The sequence below is a fragment of the Nevskiales bacterium genome, from assembly GCA_035574475.1.
Classification (GTDB): Bacteria; Pseudomonadota; Gammaproteobacteria; order Nevskiales; family DATLYR01; genus DATLYR01.
In genome coordinates this window covers 1-14,261 of the sequence record DATLYR010000174.1, presented here as the reverse complement: position 1 = coordinate 14,261, position 14,261 = coordinate 1, and the positions used below count along the sequence as shown (strand labels likewise).

Genomic DNA, 14,261 nt, shown 5'->3' with positions numbered 1-14,261 from the left:
CCGCGGTTTGGACGGGCGCGGGTTCGGCAGGTGCCTGCAGCAGGTCACGCGGCCATAACCACGGGCCGGCGACGACCCCCAGCAGGAAGCCGCACAGCAGCGTCAGCGCGAGGAGGGCCTTGTTCATCGGCAGTATCCGGTCGTCGGTCACGGGACCGGACTACTATCCCGGCAGGATTCGGAGGGGGTCAAGTCCCGCGGGACTTACTTGCCGCGGAAGGTGATGCGGCCCTTGGTGAGGTCGTAGGGGGTCAGTTCGACCTTGACGGTATCGCCGCGCAGGATGCGGATGTAATGCTTGCGCATACGGCCCGAAATGTGCGCGGTCACGGTGTGGCCGTTTTCCAGCTGGACGCGGAAGGTGGTGTTGGGCAGGGCCTCGATGACCTTGCCTTCCATCTCGATGTGCTCTTCTTTGGGCATGCCTTACCTGGTGCTGCGAAAAGTCGCGGCATTATCGGCCCGTGGGCTGCGGAATTCAATCACGCGCCGGGCACGGGAATGTCGAAGCGCCACAACCCGCGGCGGTCTGGCTGCTGGCAGGCAGTGCCCAGCGTCTGGACGAATGACCGGCGTGGCAGGTCGATGGCGCCCAGCGTATAGAGGTGCGGCGAGCCGACCTGGCCATCGAGCAGCACGAAGTCCCAGGCCGTAAGCTGCCGCGCCAGCCAAATCAGGGCGATCTTCGAGCCATTCGATGCGCGGCTGAACATGGATTCGCCGTAGAACACGCGGCCCAGCGACAGCCCGTAGATGCCGCCGATCAGCTCGCGCTTGCGCCACACCTCACAGGAGTGCGCCCAGCCCTCGTGGTGCAGGCGCAGATAGGCGTTGATCATCTCCGGCAGCAGCCAAGTGCCGCGCTGACCGGCGCGCGGCGCGGCACAGGCCCTGACGACGGTTTCGAAAGCCTGATCGAGCGTTACCGTATAATCATTTCTGCTCAATGCCTTGCGCAGGCTTCTTGAGACGTGAAGTGAACCCGGGCGGAACACGCAGCGTGGGTCTGGCGACCACCAGAGGATCGGCTCGCCCGCGCTGTACCAGGGAAAGATGCCGTGCCGGTAGGCGTTCAGCAGCCGGACGGGGCTCAGGTCGCCGCCCAGTGCCAGCAGGCCGTTGGGTTCGGTCAGAGCCTGCTCGACCGGCGGGAAATCCTGCTCTGGACGGCTCGGGTCCAGCCAGGGTAGACGGAGGATGGGATCTGCGCGTTTCATCCTCTCGGTCATTCGTGCGCCAGCGGGAATCCAGCAGGCGAAGCGTTCGTTTGACTGGATCCCCGCGGGCGCGGGGTTGACAGGCCTGAGGACGTCGCGGCTGGATACTTGCCTGCCACCTGCCGGATGTAGGCATCCACTGCCGCCGTCTCGCGCCGCAGGAAGTCCGCCACGGCCGCGCGCAGGCGTGCCTCGGCCAGCCAGTGAGCGGACCAGGTGGCGACCGGGGCGAAGCCCCGGTGCAGCTTGTGCTCGCCCTGGGCGCCGGCGTCGAAGCGAGCCAGCCGCCGCCCGATGCAGTGCTCGATGCCCCGGTAGTAGCAGGTTTCGAAGTGCAGGCCCGGGATGTCCTCTACACAGCCCCAGTGGCGGCCGTACAGGGTATCGCCGGCCTCCAGCATGTAGGCGGCCGCGATCAGCGTGTTGCCGCGCCAGGCAAGAAACATCCGCACCTCACGGCCGAGCTGTATGCCGATGGCCTTCAGACATTCCAGGGAGAGATAGGGTGGTTGCCCGCGCAGCCGGTAGGTATTGGCATAGCAGCGGTAGATCGCCGGCCACAGCGACTCGGGAACCTCGGCACCGGTCAGGACTTCGAAACGAATCCCGGTTTCGGCCACCTTGCGTCGCTCGCGGCGGATTTCCTTGCGCCGGCGGCCAGGCAGCGCATCGAGGTAGTCCTCGAAATCGCGATAGCCCGGGTTGAACCACTGGTAGTGGCAATCCTTGCGCAACAGGAAACCGGCCTCGGTATATGCGGCGCGGTCGTTTGCGTCCAGGAACAGCGCATGCGCGGAGGACAGCCCCAGTGTCTCGGCCTGCTTGCGTACGGCCTGCGCCAGTGCTGCGCGCGCGGACGGGGTGCGTGCCAGCAGCCGCGGTCCGGTGACGGGGTTGAACGGTACGGCATTGAGCAGCTTGGGGTAATAGGCGCGTCCCAGCCGCTGGCTGGCCTCGGCCCAGCTGAAATCGAACACGAACTCGCCGTAGGAGTGCGATTTGAGATACAGCGGCGCCGCGGCCTGCAGACCGGCCTCATCCTCGAGCAGCAGGTGATGCGGTTGCCAGCCGGTGCGCGCCGTGGCGGCGCCGTGCCGTTCGAGGGCGAGCAGAAATTCGTGGCGCAAAAAAGGATAGTCCCGGCTGACCAGCGTATTCCATACGCGGTCAGGGATATCGCTGATGCCATTGAGCACGCGCGCGCGCATGCCCAAAGCTTACACCCTGACCCCGGCCTCGCCCGGCAGGCGTGTGGAGTCGGTCAATGCAGCGTGATGTGCTCGCTCAGTGCTGAGCGCAGCGCCAGTTGCACGCAAGTCTCGTGTTCGAAGCGGGAAATGGCGCTCTCGTTCTCGGCCGGGGCATTGGCACCGTTCAGACGGCCCTGGGCATCGAAGCTGATGTACGCACCGGCGATACGCACGCGCAGGCTGTCGGGCGCATTTTCGTCAGGCTCGTCCAGCTGGACTTGAACGTAGCGCAGGCGGCTGTCCGCGTACTGCGGCAGGGCACTCAGCCGGTTGGCGACCTTGTATGCCTCCTCCGTACTGAATTCGGCAATACGCCCGTCGTTGGTCAGGATGTAGTGCTTGACTTGCATGACAATTGGACACCCCTTGGGTGGGCCGGTTCCAGTTTCGCAAAATTGGGGCCAAGCACCGATATTTCAAGAGGTTGGCTGGGGTATACTGCGGGCGGTGCGCCGGAAGGCGCTCTTTCGTTTGGAAGCATGGCCAAGGCCAATTCACGAGTCGAGAACAGCTACCGGGCACGCCTGGCGCGCGGCCTGCGCGAAGCGGCGCTGCTGGCGTCCGCGGCGCTGACCATCTTTCTGCTGATGGCGCTGATCAGCTACCGGGTCGAGGATCCGGGCTGGTCGGGCGTGGCCGATACCGGCACCGTGTACAACCTCGGCGGCTGGGTAGGCGCACTGATCGCCGACATCCTGCTCAGCCTGTTCGGCTATGTCGGTTTCACCTTGCCCTGGCTGCTGTTCTACGGCGGGTGGGTGATCTTCCGCAGCGACCAGGCCGAGCGGCCGACCGCGCTGACGGTCGGTGTGCGCAGCATTTCGCTGCTGCTGTTCCTGGCCAGCGCCTGCGGGTTGTCGCAGCTGTATCTCGATGCGCCGGCCAGCGCCCTGTCGCAGGGCAACGGCGGCATCCTCGGTCAGGTGGTCGCCAGCGGGCTGGTCGGCGCGCTCAATCTTCCCGGGACGAGCTTCCTGCTCGCCACCGTGGTCGTGCTCACGCTGTCGATCGGTTTGGGGTTTTCCTGGCTGGTGGTCATGGATCGCGTCGGCGGTGCCACGCTGCAGGCCGCCGACTGGCTGCTGGCGAAATTCCGCACCTGGCAGAAGGTGCGCAACCAGCCGCGCAAACCACCGGTGCTACCGGAAAGCCCGGTGGTGCCGGTGCAGATCAAGAAGCCGCCGGTGCCGAGGCAGCGCAAGGCGCCGGTGCTCGACCCGGCCGAGCAGCTCACGCTGCCGATGCCCGGTCCGGAGGAGGAGCTGGAAGTCCCGGCCTACAAGCCGGAATCGGGCGACAAGCTGCCGCCGATCGACCTGCTCGACCCGGCACGCCGCGGCGGGCAGGCCTACACCGAGCAGGAACTGACCGAGATGTCCGGCCAGGTGGAGCAGATCCTGGCCAGCTTCGGGGTCGAGGTGAAGGTGGTGGCGGTCGAACCGGGCCCGGTGATCACGCGCTTCGAGCTCGACCCGGCGCCCGGCGTGAAGGTCAGCCAGATCAGCAACCTGGCCAAGGACATCGCGCGCGCGCTGTCGGCGATCAGCGTACGCGTGGTCGAGGTCATCCCCGGCAAGTCGGTCATCGGCCTGGAAATCCCCAACCACGAGCGCGAGATCGTCAGCCTGCGCGAGGTGCTGGAGTCGCCGCAGTACGCGGCCTCCGAGTCGGTGCTGACGCTGGCGCTGGGCAAGGACATCGCCGGCATGCCGGTGGTGGCCGACCTGTCGAAGATGCCGCACCTGCTGGTGGCGGGCACGACAGGTTCCGGCAAGTCGGTGGCGATCAATGCCATGGTGCTGTCCATGCTGTACAAGGCCACGGCCGAGCAGCTGCGCCTGATCATGATCGACCCGAAGATGCTGGAGCTGTCGGTGTACCAGGGCATCCCGCACCTGCTGGCGCCGGTGGTGACCGACATGAAGGAGGCCGCCAACGCGCTGCGCTGGTCGGTGGCCGAGATGGAGCGCCGCTACCGGCTGATGGCGGCGCTGGGCGTGCGCAACCTGGCCGGCTTCAACCGCAAGGTGGAGGAGGCGATCAGCAAGGGCAGGCCCATCCGCGACCCGCTGGCGACCCCGGCCTCGCCGGACGTCGAACCGCTGATCGAGCCGCCGACGCTGGAACCGTTGCCGGCGATCGTGGTCATTATCGACGAGCTGGCCGACCTGATGATGGTGGTCGGCAAGAAGGTGGAAGAGCTCATCGCCCGCATCGCGCAGAAGGCGCGCGCGGCCGGCATTCATCTGATCGTCGCCACGCAGCGCCCCTCGGTGGACGTGATTACCGGACTGATCAAGGCCAACATCCCGACGCGCATCGCCTTCCAGGTGGCCTCGCGCGTGGATTCGCGCACCATCCTCGACCAGATGGGCGCCGAGAGCCTGCTCGGCCACGGCGACATGCTGTTCCTGCCGCCCGGCAAGGGCCTGCCGACGCGCGTGCACGGTGCCTTCGTGGACGACCACGAGGTGCACAAGGCGGTGGCTTACCTGCGCCAGGTCGGTGAGCCGGATTACCGCGATGACGTCTTGAGTGGCGCCGCCGACGAGGCGGTTCCGGGCATCGGGCCGGCGGAAGGCGCCGAGGTCGACGCCGAAAGCGATCCGCTCTACGACCAGGCGGTGCAGGTCGTGCTGGAGAGCCGCAAGGCCTCGATTTCCTACGTGCAGCGCCGCTTGCGCATCGGCTATAACCGCGCCGCGCGACTGGTGGAGCAGATGGAGCGGGCCGGGCTGGTCGGGCCGCTGGAGAGCAACGGCAGCCGCGAGGTGTTGATGAGCGCGAGCGGCGGAGCGGAAGAATGAACAGGCGCGCCTTTTCTCTTCGTCACCCCGGCGCAGGCCGAGGTCCACTGCCTTTCTCCGGTCGAGAGCCGCTGAATGCCGGCTTTCGCCGGCATGATGGAGCAAGGCGCAGGGCGCTATCGTGGCGGGTGCTGCTCACGCTCGCCTTCGCATCATTCAGCACGCAGGCTGCCGACGGCGTCACCGAACTGCAGCGTTTCTACGACGGGCTGCGCGACCTGGAAACCCGCTTCGAACAGACCCAGTACGACGAAACCGGCAAGGTCATCCAGGTGACACTCGGCAACTTCAGTCTGGCGCGGCCTGACCGTTTCCGCTGGGAGTACGTCACCCCCTACATGCAGACGCTGGTCAGCGACGGACGCACTTTCTGGTTCTACGACGTGGACCTGGCGCAGGTTACCCGGCGTCGCGCGGCCGACGCGCTGCAGGGCACGCCGGCGCTGCTGCTGTCCGGCGGTCCGGCGCTGGCGCAGCAGTTCAGCCTGAGCCACGACGGCAGCCGCGACGGCCTGCTGTGGGTGCGCCTGCGGCCGAAGGCGAAGGAAGGCGACTTCAGCGAGATTCGCCTCGGCCTGGCAGACGGGCAACCGCGCGTGATGGAACTGCAGGACAACCTCGGTCAGCGCACGCTGATCCGTTTCTCCGGCATGCGCATCAACAGCGGCCTGCCCGCCGCGCAGTTCAGTTTCAAGGTGCCGGCCGGGGTCGAGGTGGTCGATGCCGACGCGCCGGCGGCCGGCGGGCCGCCCTGAGCCCATGCGCCCGCTGCGCCACGGCCGCTTCTGGCTGGGCATCGGTTACCTGCTGGTGGCGGCGATCGCGACGGCCGCCCTGGTCCCGCCGCCGCCCGGCGACATCATGCTCAACGACAAGCTGCTGCATCTGGCGGCCTACTTGCTGCTGGCGCTGTGGTTCGGGGCCATCTACTCGCGTGAGCGCTTCGCGGGCATCGGCCTGAGGCTGGCGGCGCTCGGCGTGCTGCTGGAATGCCTGCAGCTGGCCACGGGTTACCGCAGCTTCGACTGGGCCGACGCGCTGGCGAATGCGCTGGGCGTGGCCAGCGGCCTGCTGCTGGCCGCCACGCCCGCAGGCGGCAGCCTGCTGTGGGCGGAGCGCCGGCTGCTGGGTCATGCCTGAGCCCGCCGACTGGCGCCCGCTCGCGGACCGCATGCGGCCGCGCAGCCTGGACGAGTTTGTCGGCCAGGCGCACATCCTCGGTGCGGGCAAACCCCTGCGCCAGGCGCTGGCGTCCGGCCGGCCGCACTCGATGATCTTCTGGGGGCCGCCCGGCAGCGGCAAGACCACGCTGGCGCGGCTCATGGCGCGGCTGGCCGACATGGCATTTACTCCCTTATCGGCGGTGATGGCCGGGGTCAAGGAGATCCGTGCGGCGGTGGCGGCGGCGCAGGCGGCACGCGCGGCCGGCCGGCGCACGCTGCTGTTCATCGACGAGGTGCACCGCTTCAACAAGAGCCAGCAGGATGCGCTGTTGCCGCACGTCGAGGACGGCAGCTTCACCCTGGTCGGCGCCACCACCGAGAATCCTTCCTTCGAGGTCAACAACGCGCTGCTGTCGCGCTGCCGCGTCTATGTGCTCAAGGCGCTGGACGCCACCGACCTGCGGGCGCTGATCGACCGCGCGCTGGCCGACACCGAGCGCGGGCTGGGCGCCGAAAGCCTGCAGCTGGCGCCGGCGCTGCGCGATCGCCTGGCACAGGCCGCGGACGGCGACGCGCGGCGCGCGCTCAATCTGCTGGAGCTGGTGGCCGAAGTCGCGCAGGCGCGCGACAGCCGCGAAATCACGGAAGAGGACGTCGCCGAAGTGGTGGCCGGCGGGCTGCGCCGCTTCGACAAGGGCGGCGAGTACTTCTACGACCTGATCTCGGCCTTGCACAAGTCGGTGCGCGGCTCGGACCCGGATGCGGCGTTGTACTGGTACGCACGCATGCTGGATGGCGGCTGCGACCCGCTGTACATCGCGCGCCGTATCGTGCGTATGGCCAGCGAGGACATCGGCAACGCCGACCCGCGCGCGCTGGCGCTGACGCTGGCGGCCTGGGATACCTACGAGCGCCTGGGCAGCCCGGAGGGCGAACTGGCGATCGCCCAGGCCATCGTCTATCTCGCGGTGGCGCCCAAGAGCAATGCGGTCTATGCCGCGTTCGATGCCGCTGTCGCGGACGTCAAACGCCACGGCACGCTGGAGGTGCCGCTGCAGCTGCGCAACGCACCGACCCGGCTGATGAAGGCGCTCGACTACGGCAAGGGTTACCGTTACGCGCACGACGAGGCGGATGCTTTCGCCGCCGGCGAGCAGTACCTGCCGGATGAGCTGAAAGGCCGCCTCTATTACGAGCCCGTGGATCGCGGGCTGGAGATCAAGATCGCCGAGAAACTGACGCAGCTGCGCGCGGCGAACCGCAAGGCGCGCGAAGGAAAGGGGGCTTGAGCATGCAGACCTTACTGATCATCGCCGGCGGCGGTGCCGCTGGCGCGCTGGCGCGCTACGGGATGACGCAACTGGTGCAGAGCACGCTGGGACACGGCTTTCCCTACGGCACGCTGGCGGTGAACGTGCTCGGCTGCCTGGCGGCCGGCGCGGCCTATGGCCTGCTGGATCGCGGTCCCGGCTTGGGCCAGCTGTGGCAGGCGCTGCTGATCGTGGGCTTCCTCGGCGCCTTCACCACGTTCTCGGCGTTCTCGCTGGCGACCCTGCAGCTGCTCGAGCGCGGTGCGCTGCTGGCGGCCCTGGCCAACGTGCTGCTGAGCGTGCTGCTTTCGCTGGCCGCCTGCGGCCTCGGCCTGTGGGTGGCGGGACGCTGGAACTGAGCCGACCCGTATAATAGCCGCCCATGCTCGATCCCAAACTGCTTCGCACCCACGCCGCCGAGGTCGCCGCACAGCTCGCGCGCCGCGGCTTCGTGCTCGACACCCAGCGTCTCGCTGCGCTGGAGGCGTACCGCAAGCGGCTGCAGACCGAGACCGAAAGCCTGCAGGCCGAGCGCAATGCGCTGTCGAAGGCCATCGGCGTGGCCAAGGGCAAGGGCCAGGATCCGGCGCCGTTGCTGGAGCAGGTCGAGTCGCTCAAGGCGAAGCTGCAGGCCAATGAGGCGGCGCTGGCCGAGTGCCAACGGGCGCTCGAGGACTTTGCGCTGCAGCTGCCCAACCTGCCGCACGCGAGCGTGCCGGACGGCGGCGACGAGGCCCACAACGCCGAGATCCGCCGCTGGGGCGAGCCTACGCGGCTGGCCTTTGCGCCGAAGGACCACGTGGACCTGGGCGAGGCGCTGGGCATGATGGACTTCGCCGGCGCGGCCAAGCTCACCGGCGCGCGCTTCGTGGTGCTGAGCCGCGACCTGGCGCGCCTGCACCGCGCGCTGATCCAGTTCATGCTCGACCTACACACGCGCGAGCACGGCTACACGGAAATGTACGTGCCCTACATCGTCAACGCCGACAGCCTGCGCGGTACCGGGCAGCTGCCCAAGTTCGGCGCCGACCTGTTCGCGCTGCAGGGCGACAGCGGCTATCACCTGATCCCCACTGCCGAGGTGCCGGTCACCAACCTGGTGCGCGACACGATTCTCGATGCCGCGCAACTGCCGCTGAAATACGTCGCGCACACGCCCTGCTTCCGCGCGGAAGCGGGCGCGGCCGGCAAGGACACGCGCGGCATGATCCGCCAGCACCAGTTCGAGAAGGTCGAGCTGGTGCAGGTCGTCGAGCCGGCGCGCTCCTACGCGCAGTTGGAGGAGCTCACCGGCCATGCCGAGAAGGTGCTGCAGCTGCTGGAGCTGCCGTACCGCGTGGTGGCGCTGTGCACCGGCGATCTTGGCTTCGGCGCCGCCAAGACCTACGACCTGGAGGTCTGGCTGCCATCGCAGCAGCGCTATCGAGAGATTTCTTCCTGCAGCAACTTCGAGTCCTTCCAGGCGCGGCGCATGCTGGCGCGCTACCGGCAGGGTTCCGGCAAGCCGGAGCTGGTGCATACCCTGAACGGTTCCGGCCTGGCCGTGGGCCGCACGCTGGTCGCCCTGCTGGAGAATTTCCAGGACGAAGGCGGCCGCGTGGCCATTCCCGGCGTGCTGCAGCCTTATCTGGGCGGGCAGCGCCAGATCGCCCCAGATTGAAACGCCAGCCTGCCTCAGAACAGGGCAGGCACCCCTCCAACCGCGCTTTAGTCGCCTGAAAACACGGGCGAATCCGGCATGGCACGGCCGTTGCTTTGAGTGCAGCCAGCACATCGAGCAAGGAGTCCTGCTGTGCAATTGCAAGGTAAAGCGACACGGATCGAGCTGTTCAGCCTGGGATCGGCGCCGATGTGCGCCTTCCACCTGACCTGGCTGGCGTTCTTCGTCTGCTTTTTCGCGTGGTTCGCCTGCGCGCCGCTGATGCCGGTGATCAAGGGCGAATTCGGGCTGACCAAGGACCAGATCGCCAACATCAACATCGCTGCGGTCGCCGTCACCATCCTGGTGCGGCTGATCATCGGTCCCTTGTGCGACCGCTTCGGGCCGCGCAAGGCCTATACCGGCCTGCTGCTGGTCGGCGCCATCCCGGTGCTCGGCGTGGCGGCATCACAGTCGTATGAGTCTTTCCTGTTCTTCCGTCTGCTGATCGGCGCGATCGGCGCCAGCTTCGTCATCACCCAGTACCACACCTCGGTGATGTTCGCGCCGAACGTGGTCGGCACCGCCAACGCGGCGGCCGCGGGCTGGGGCAATGCCGGCGGCGGCGCCACGCAGGCGCTGATGCCGCTGATCCTCGCGGCCGTGCTCTACCTCGGCGTGGATGCAGCCTACGGCTGGCGCGTGGCACTGCTGGTGCCGGGCGTGCTGATGCTGGTCATGGCCTTCTTCTACTGGCGATACACGCAGGACTGCCCGCAGGGCAACTACGCCGAGCTGCGCGCGCGTGGCATGGCGTTGGACGGCGGCAAGAAGGGCGGCTGGGCCGTTTTCAAGCAGGCCAGCGCCAACTACCGCGTGTGGCTGCTGTTCGTGACCTACGGCGCATGCTTTGGCGTGGAGATCTTCATCCACAACATCGCCGCCATGTATTACGTGGACCGCTTCGGTCTGTCGCTCAAGGCCGCCGGCATGGCCGCCGGCATCTTCGGCCTGCTGGCGCTGTTCGCGCGCGCGCTCGGCGGCTACGTGTCCGATCGCGTCGCGAAGTCCAGGGGCCTCGATGGCCGCACGCTGCTGCTGTTCGCGCTGATCGTGGGCGAGGGCCTCGGCCTGATCTGGTTCGCGCAGATGGAGGCGGTCTGGCTGGCGCTCATCGCGATGACCGTGTTCGGCCTGTTCACGCACATGGCCTGCGGCGCGACCTATGCGCTGGTGCCTTTCATCGACCGCAAGGCGCTGGGCGGCGTCGCCGGCATCATCGGCGCCGGCGGCAATGCGGGCGCGGTGGCTGCCGGTTTCCTGATGAAGGGCAGCGCCAGCGTGCAGCAGTGCCTGCTGATCCTGGGCGCACTGGTGACCGTATCGGCAGTGTGCGCCATCGCGGTGCGCTTCAGCGCCGCGCACAAGGCCGACGAAGACCGCCTTTACCAGGAGGCCATCGCCGCACGCCGTGGCGCGGGCGACGCGGCCATGCCCGCGCCGGCATCGGCCTGAAGTACCGAGTCGCAGTCATTCGGGCCCCTCGGGGCCCTTTTTTTGCACCGGCGCGGCCCGTGCTGCCCTGCTGCGGTGCAATAGGACAGCTGGGATTACTTCAATGGAATCCCACAAAGTCCTTTGTTCTCAATGAGATTGGGATGGCACGCCCTTTGCAGATGTCATCGGCAGAACGGTCCCATAGAGGGCACGACGATGAGCGGACTGACGATAAGGCGGCAGCGCCTGCTGGTGATCGGCAACGGCATGGTCGGCCAGAAGTTCCTGGAGCAACTGGCCGGGAGCGAAGCGCGTGCGCATTTCGAGGTCACCGTGCTGTGCGAAGAGCCGCGGCCGGCCTACGACCGCGTGCATCTGTCGGACTACTTTGCCGGCAAGAGCGCCGCGGAGCTGTCGCTGGTGCCGGAGGGTTTCTTCGAGCGCAATGGCTTTGCGCTGCGCCTGAACGAGCGGGCGGTGGCCATCGACCGCGCGCGGAAAACCGTCCGCTCGGCCTCCGGCGCCGAGTTCGCCTACGACAAGCTGGTGCTCGCCACCGGCTCCTATCCCTTCGTGCCGCCCGTATCCGGGCGCGATCGTGAAGGCTGTTTCGTCTATCGCACCATCGAAGACCTCGAAGCCATCACTGCGGCCGGCCGCGACGGCGGCGTCGGCGTCGTGGTGGGGGGTGGCCTGCTCGGGCTGGAAGCGGCCAAGGCACTCAAGGACCTGGGCCTGCAGACCCATGTGATCGAATTCGCGCCGCGGCTCATGGCGGTGCAGGTGGACGAGGGCGGCGGGCGCGTACTGCGGCGCAAGATCGAGCAACTGGGCGTGCAGGTGCATACCGGCAGGAACACCGTCGAGATCGTGGACGGCGCGAGCTGCAAGCACAAGATGAAATTCGCCGACGGCGGCGAGCTGGAAACCGACCTAATCGTGTTCTCGGCCGGCATCCGCCCGCAGGACGCGCTGGCGCGCGAGGCCGGTCTGGTGCTGGGCGAGCGCGGCGGCATCGTCATCAACAACTACTGCCAGACCTCGGACAACGACGTCTACGCCATTGGCGAGTGTGCGCTCTGGGGCGGCAAGATCTTCGGCCTGGTGGCGCCCGGCTACGACATGGCCCGCGTTGCCGCGGCGCATGTGGGCGCGGTTTCGGTCGCGACCACGAGCCTCGCGACCGAAACCGCTTCTGCAACCGGGCTGCCGGAGTTCCAGGGCGCCGACATGAGCACCAAGCTCAAGCTGATGGGCGTGGACGTGGCCTCGATCGGGGATTGCCACGCCACGACACCGGGTGCGCAGTGCTACTGCTTCGTGGACGAGCGCCGGCAGGTCTACAAGAAGCTGGTGGTCTCGGAATGCGGCAAGTATGTGCTGGGCGCCGTGCTGGTGGGCGAGGCCGAGGAATACGGCAGCCTGCTGCAGATGATGCTCAACCGGATCGAGCTGCCGGAACGGCCCGAGTCGCTGATCCTGCCGGCCGTGGACGGCCAGAAGGCCGGCGGCCTGGGCGTGGACAAGCTGCCGGCCGCGGCAATCCTCTGCTCCTGCCACAACGTCAGCAAAGGCGCGATCTGCGCCGCCATCGACGGCGGTGCGGTGACGGTGCCGGCACTCAAGTCCGTGACCTGCGCCGGCACCGGCTGCGGCGGCTGTGCGCCGCTGCTCGGCCAGGTGCTCAAGGCCGAGCTCAAGCGCAGGGGCGTCGCGGTCAACAACCATCTCTGCGAGCACTTCCCGTACTCGCGCCAGGAGCTCTACCACCTGGTGCGGGTCGAGAAGATCAGAACCTTCGAGGCGCTGCTGGCCCGCCATGGCAAAGGCCGTGGCTGCGACATCTGCAAGCCGGCGGTGGCCTCGATCCTGGCCTCGTGCTGGAACGAGTTCGTGCTCAAGCGCGAAAAGGCTCCGCTGCAGGATACCAACGACTACTTCCTGGCCAACCTGCAGAAGGACGGTACCTACTCGGTGGTGCCGCGCATGCCGGGCGGCGAGGTGACCCCGGAAGGCCTGATCGCGGTCGGCCGCATCGCGAAGAAATACGGCCTGTACACCAAGATCACCGGCGGTCAGCGCGTGGACATGTTCGGCGCGCAGGTGCACCAGCTGCCGCTGATCTGGAAAGAGCTGATCGAGGCCGGCTTCGAGTCCGGCCATGCCTACGGTAAGGCAGTGCGCACCGTGAAGTCCTGCGTAGGCTCCACCTGGTGCCGTTACGGGGTGGACGACTCCGTGGGCCTCGCGATCGAGATCGAGAACCGCTACAAGGGCCTGCGCGCGCCGCACAAGCTCAAGTTCGCGGTCAGCGGCTGCACGCGCGAATGCGCCGAGGCGCAGAGCAAGGACGTGGGCGTGATCGCCACGGAAAAGGGCTGGAACCTGTACGTCTGCGGCAACGGCGGCATGAAGCCGCGGCATGCGGACCTGCTGGCGGCCGACCTCGACAAGGCCAGCCTGATCCGCTACATCGACCGCTTCCTGATGTTCTATATCCGGACCGCGGACCGCCTGCAGCGCACCTCGGTGTGGCTGGAGAACCTGGAGGGCGGCCTGGAATACCTCAGGCAGGTGGTACTCGAAGACCGGCTGGGCATCGCCGCCGAGCTCGAGGCCGAGATGGCGCATGTCATCAGCACTTACGAGTGCGAATGGAAGAAAGCGGTCAGCGACCCTCAGACCCTCAAGCGCTTCCGCAGCTTCGTCAACAGCGACAAGAGCGACGACAACATCGTGTTCGTCGAGGCGCGCGGCCAGATCCGGCCCGCGACCGCCGAGGAGCGCGAACGGCTGAAGGAAAAGGAGGCTGCGTGAACGCCGTCGCCAGGGATGACCGGATCGGCTTCGACTCCGCCCTGCGCTGGGTAGAGGTCTGTGCGCTGGAGGATATCCTGCCCGATACCGGCGTCTGTGCGCTGATCGATGGCCGCCAGGTTGCGGTCTTCCGCCTGGCCGGTAGCGACGAGGTGTTTGCGATCGACAACTACGATCCCAACAGCGGCGCGAACGTGCTCTCGCGTGGCATCGTCGGCGATCTCGGCGGCCAGCTGGTGGTGGCCTCGCCGGTGTACAAGCAGCATTTCAATCTGGCTACCGGCGTCTGCCTGGAAGACCCGACCGCCTCGGTACGGGCCTATCCTGCCTGCGTGGTGGACGGCCACGTGCGGGTCGGCATCGGAGACTGAGCATGCCTGCGGTACGACAGAAACTCGTCGTCATCGGCAACGGCATGGCCGGCATGCGCACGGTCGAGGAGCTGCTGGCGCTGGCGCCGGAGCGCTACGACATCACCGTGTTCGGCGCCGAGCCCCGCGGCAACTACAACCGCATCCTGCTCTCGCCGGTGCTCGCGGGCGAGAAAACCGTGGACGAGAT

Annotated in this window: 14 protein-coding genes; 10 read left to right on the top strand and 4 right to left on the bottom strand. The window is 67.5% G+C overall.

Annotation, left to right across the window (positions count from 1 at the left end):
* Positions 1 to 204: 204 nt before the first annotated feature.
* From infA to VNJ47_10655, 4 genes are read right to left on the bottom strand one after another with little or no spacing between them, the layout of a single operon-like run.
* Positions 205 to 423, bottom strand: a complete 219-nt coding sequence (gene infA, locus VNJ47_10670) for a translation initiation factor IF-1 (GenBank protein ID HXG29294.1) — start codon at positions 421 to 423, stop codon at positions 205 to 207.
* Between the two features lie 59 nt (positions 424 to 482).
* Entirely contained in the window at positions 483 to 1,217 is a 735-nt protein-coding gene (gene aat, locus VNJ47_10665) for a leucyl/phenylalanyl-tRNA--protein transferase (GenBank protein ID HXG29293.1), read from the bottom strand.
* Between the two features lie 8 nt (positions 1,218 to 1,225).
* Positions 1,226 to 2,425: a GNAT family N-acetyltransferase gene (locus VNJ47_10660; GenBank protein HXG29292.1), complete on the bottom strand. Its 1,200-nt coding sequence runs from the start codon at positions 2,423 to 2,425 to the stop codon at positions 1,226 to 1,228.
* Between the two features lie 53 nt (positions 2,426 to 2,478).
* Positions 2,479 to 2,817 carry a hypothetical protein gene (locus VNJ47_10655; GenBank protein ID HXG29291.1) on the bottom strand — a complete coding sequence of 113 codons (339 nt, stop codon included), beginning with the start codon at positions 2,815 to 2,817 and terminating at the stop codon, positions 2,479 to 2,481.
* A 129-nt stretch (positions 2,818 to 2,946) separates the two neighbouring features.
* On the opposite strand from VNJ47_10655, the gene VNJ47_10650 reads away from it, so the two are divergent.
* From VNJ47_10650 to VNJ47_10605, 10 genes are all read left to right on the top strand, one after another.
* Entirely contained in the window at positions 2,947 to 5,274 is a 2,328-nt protein-coding gene (locus VNJ47_10650) for a DNA translocase FtsK 4TM domain-containing protein (protein ID HXG29290.1), read from the top strand.
* Between the two features lie 128 nt (positions 5,275 to 5,402).
* On the top strand, positions 5,403 to 6,029 hold the full coding sequence (lolA, locus tag VNJ47_10645; GenBank protein HXG29289.1) for an outer membrane lipoprotein chaperone LolA: 627 nt from the start codon (positions 5,403 to 5,405) through the stop codon (positions 6,027 to 6,029).
* A 4-nt stretch (positions 6,030 to 6,033) separates the two neighbouring features.
* Positions 6,034 to 6,414 (top strand): VanZ family protein, encoded by a 381-nt coding sequence (locus VNJ47_10640; protein HXG29288.1) that lies wholly within the window; start codon positions 6,034 to 6,036, stop codon positions 6,412 to 6,414.
* Positions 6,407 to 7,726, top strand: coding sequence for a replication-associated recombination protein A (locus VNJ47_10635; protein ID HXG29287.1), 1,320 nt, complete (start codon positions 6,407 to 6,409; stop codon positions 7,724 to 7,726). Before VNJ47_10640 ends, VNJ47_10635 begins: the two co-directional genes overlap by 8 nt.
* A 2-nt stretch (positions 7,727 to 7,728) precedes the next feature.
* Positions 7,729 to 8,106 carry a fluoride efflux transporter CrcB gene (crcB, locus tag VNJ47_10630; protein ID HXG29286.1) on the top strand — a complete coding sequence of 126 codons (378 nt, stop codon included), beginning with the start codon at positions 7,729 to 7,731 and terminating at the stop codon, positions 8,104 to 8,106.
* Positions 8,107 to 8,129: 23 nt separating this feature from the next.
* A complete protein-coding gene (serS, locus tag VNJ47_10625) occupies positions 8,130 to 9,407 on the top strand; it encodes a serine--tRNA ligase (GenBank protein ID HXG29285.1) in 1,278 nt (425 codons plus the stop codon).
* A gap of 132 nt (positions 9,408 to 9,539) precedes the next feature.
* Complete coding sequence (locus tag VNJ47_10620; GenBank protein ID HXG29284.1) at positions 9,540 to 10,901, top strand: MFS transporter; 1,362 nt, start codon at positions 9,540 to 9,542, stop codon at positions 10,899 to 10,901.
* A gap of 198 nt (positions 10,902 to 11,099) precedes the next feature.
* Positions 11,100 to 13,700 (top strand): nitrite reductase large subunit NirB, encoded by a 2,601-nt coding sequence (nirB, locus tag VNJ47_10615; GenBank protein ID HXG29283.1) that lies wholly within the window; start codon positions 11,100 to 11,102, stop codon positions 13,698 to 13,700.
* A gap of 41 nt (positions 13,701 to 13,741) precedes the next feature.
* The gene (gene nirD, locus VNJ47_10610) at positions 13,742 to 14,071 is read left to right on the top strand and encodes a nitrite reductase small subunit NirD (protein ID HXG29282.1); all 330 of its coding nucleotides are present in this window, start codon (positions 13,742 to 13,744) and stop codon (positions 14,069 to 14,071) included.
* Positions 14,072 to 14,073: 2 nt separating this feature from the next.
* Positions 14,074 to 14,261, top strand: a 188-nt coding sequence (locus VNJ47_10605) for a nitrite reductase (NAD(P)H) small subunit (protein ID HXG29281.1), incomplete at its 3' end; no start/stop codon positions are given.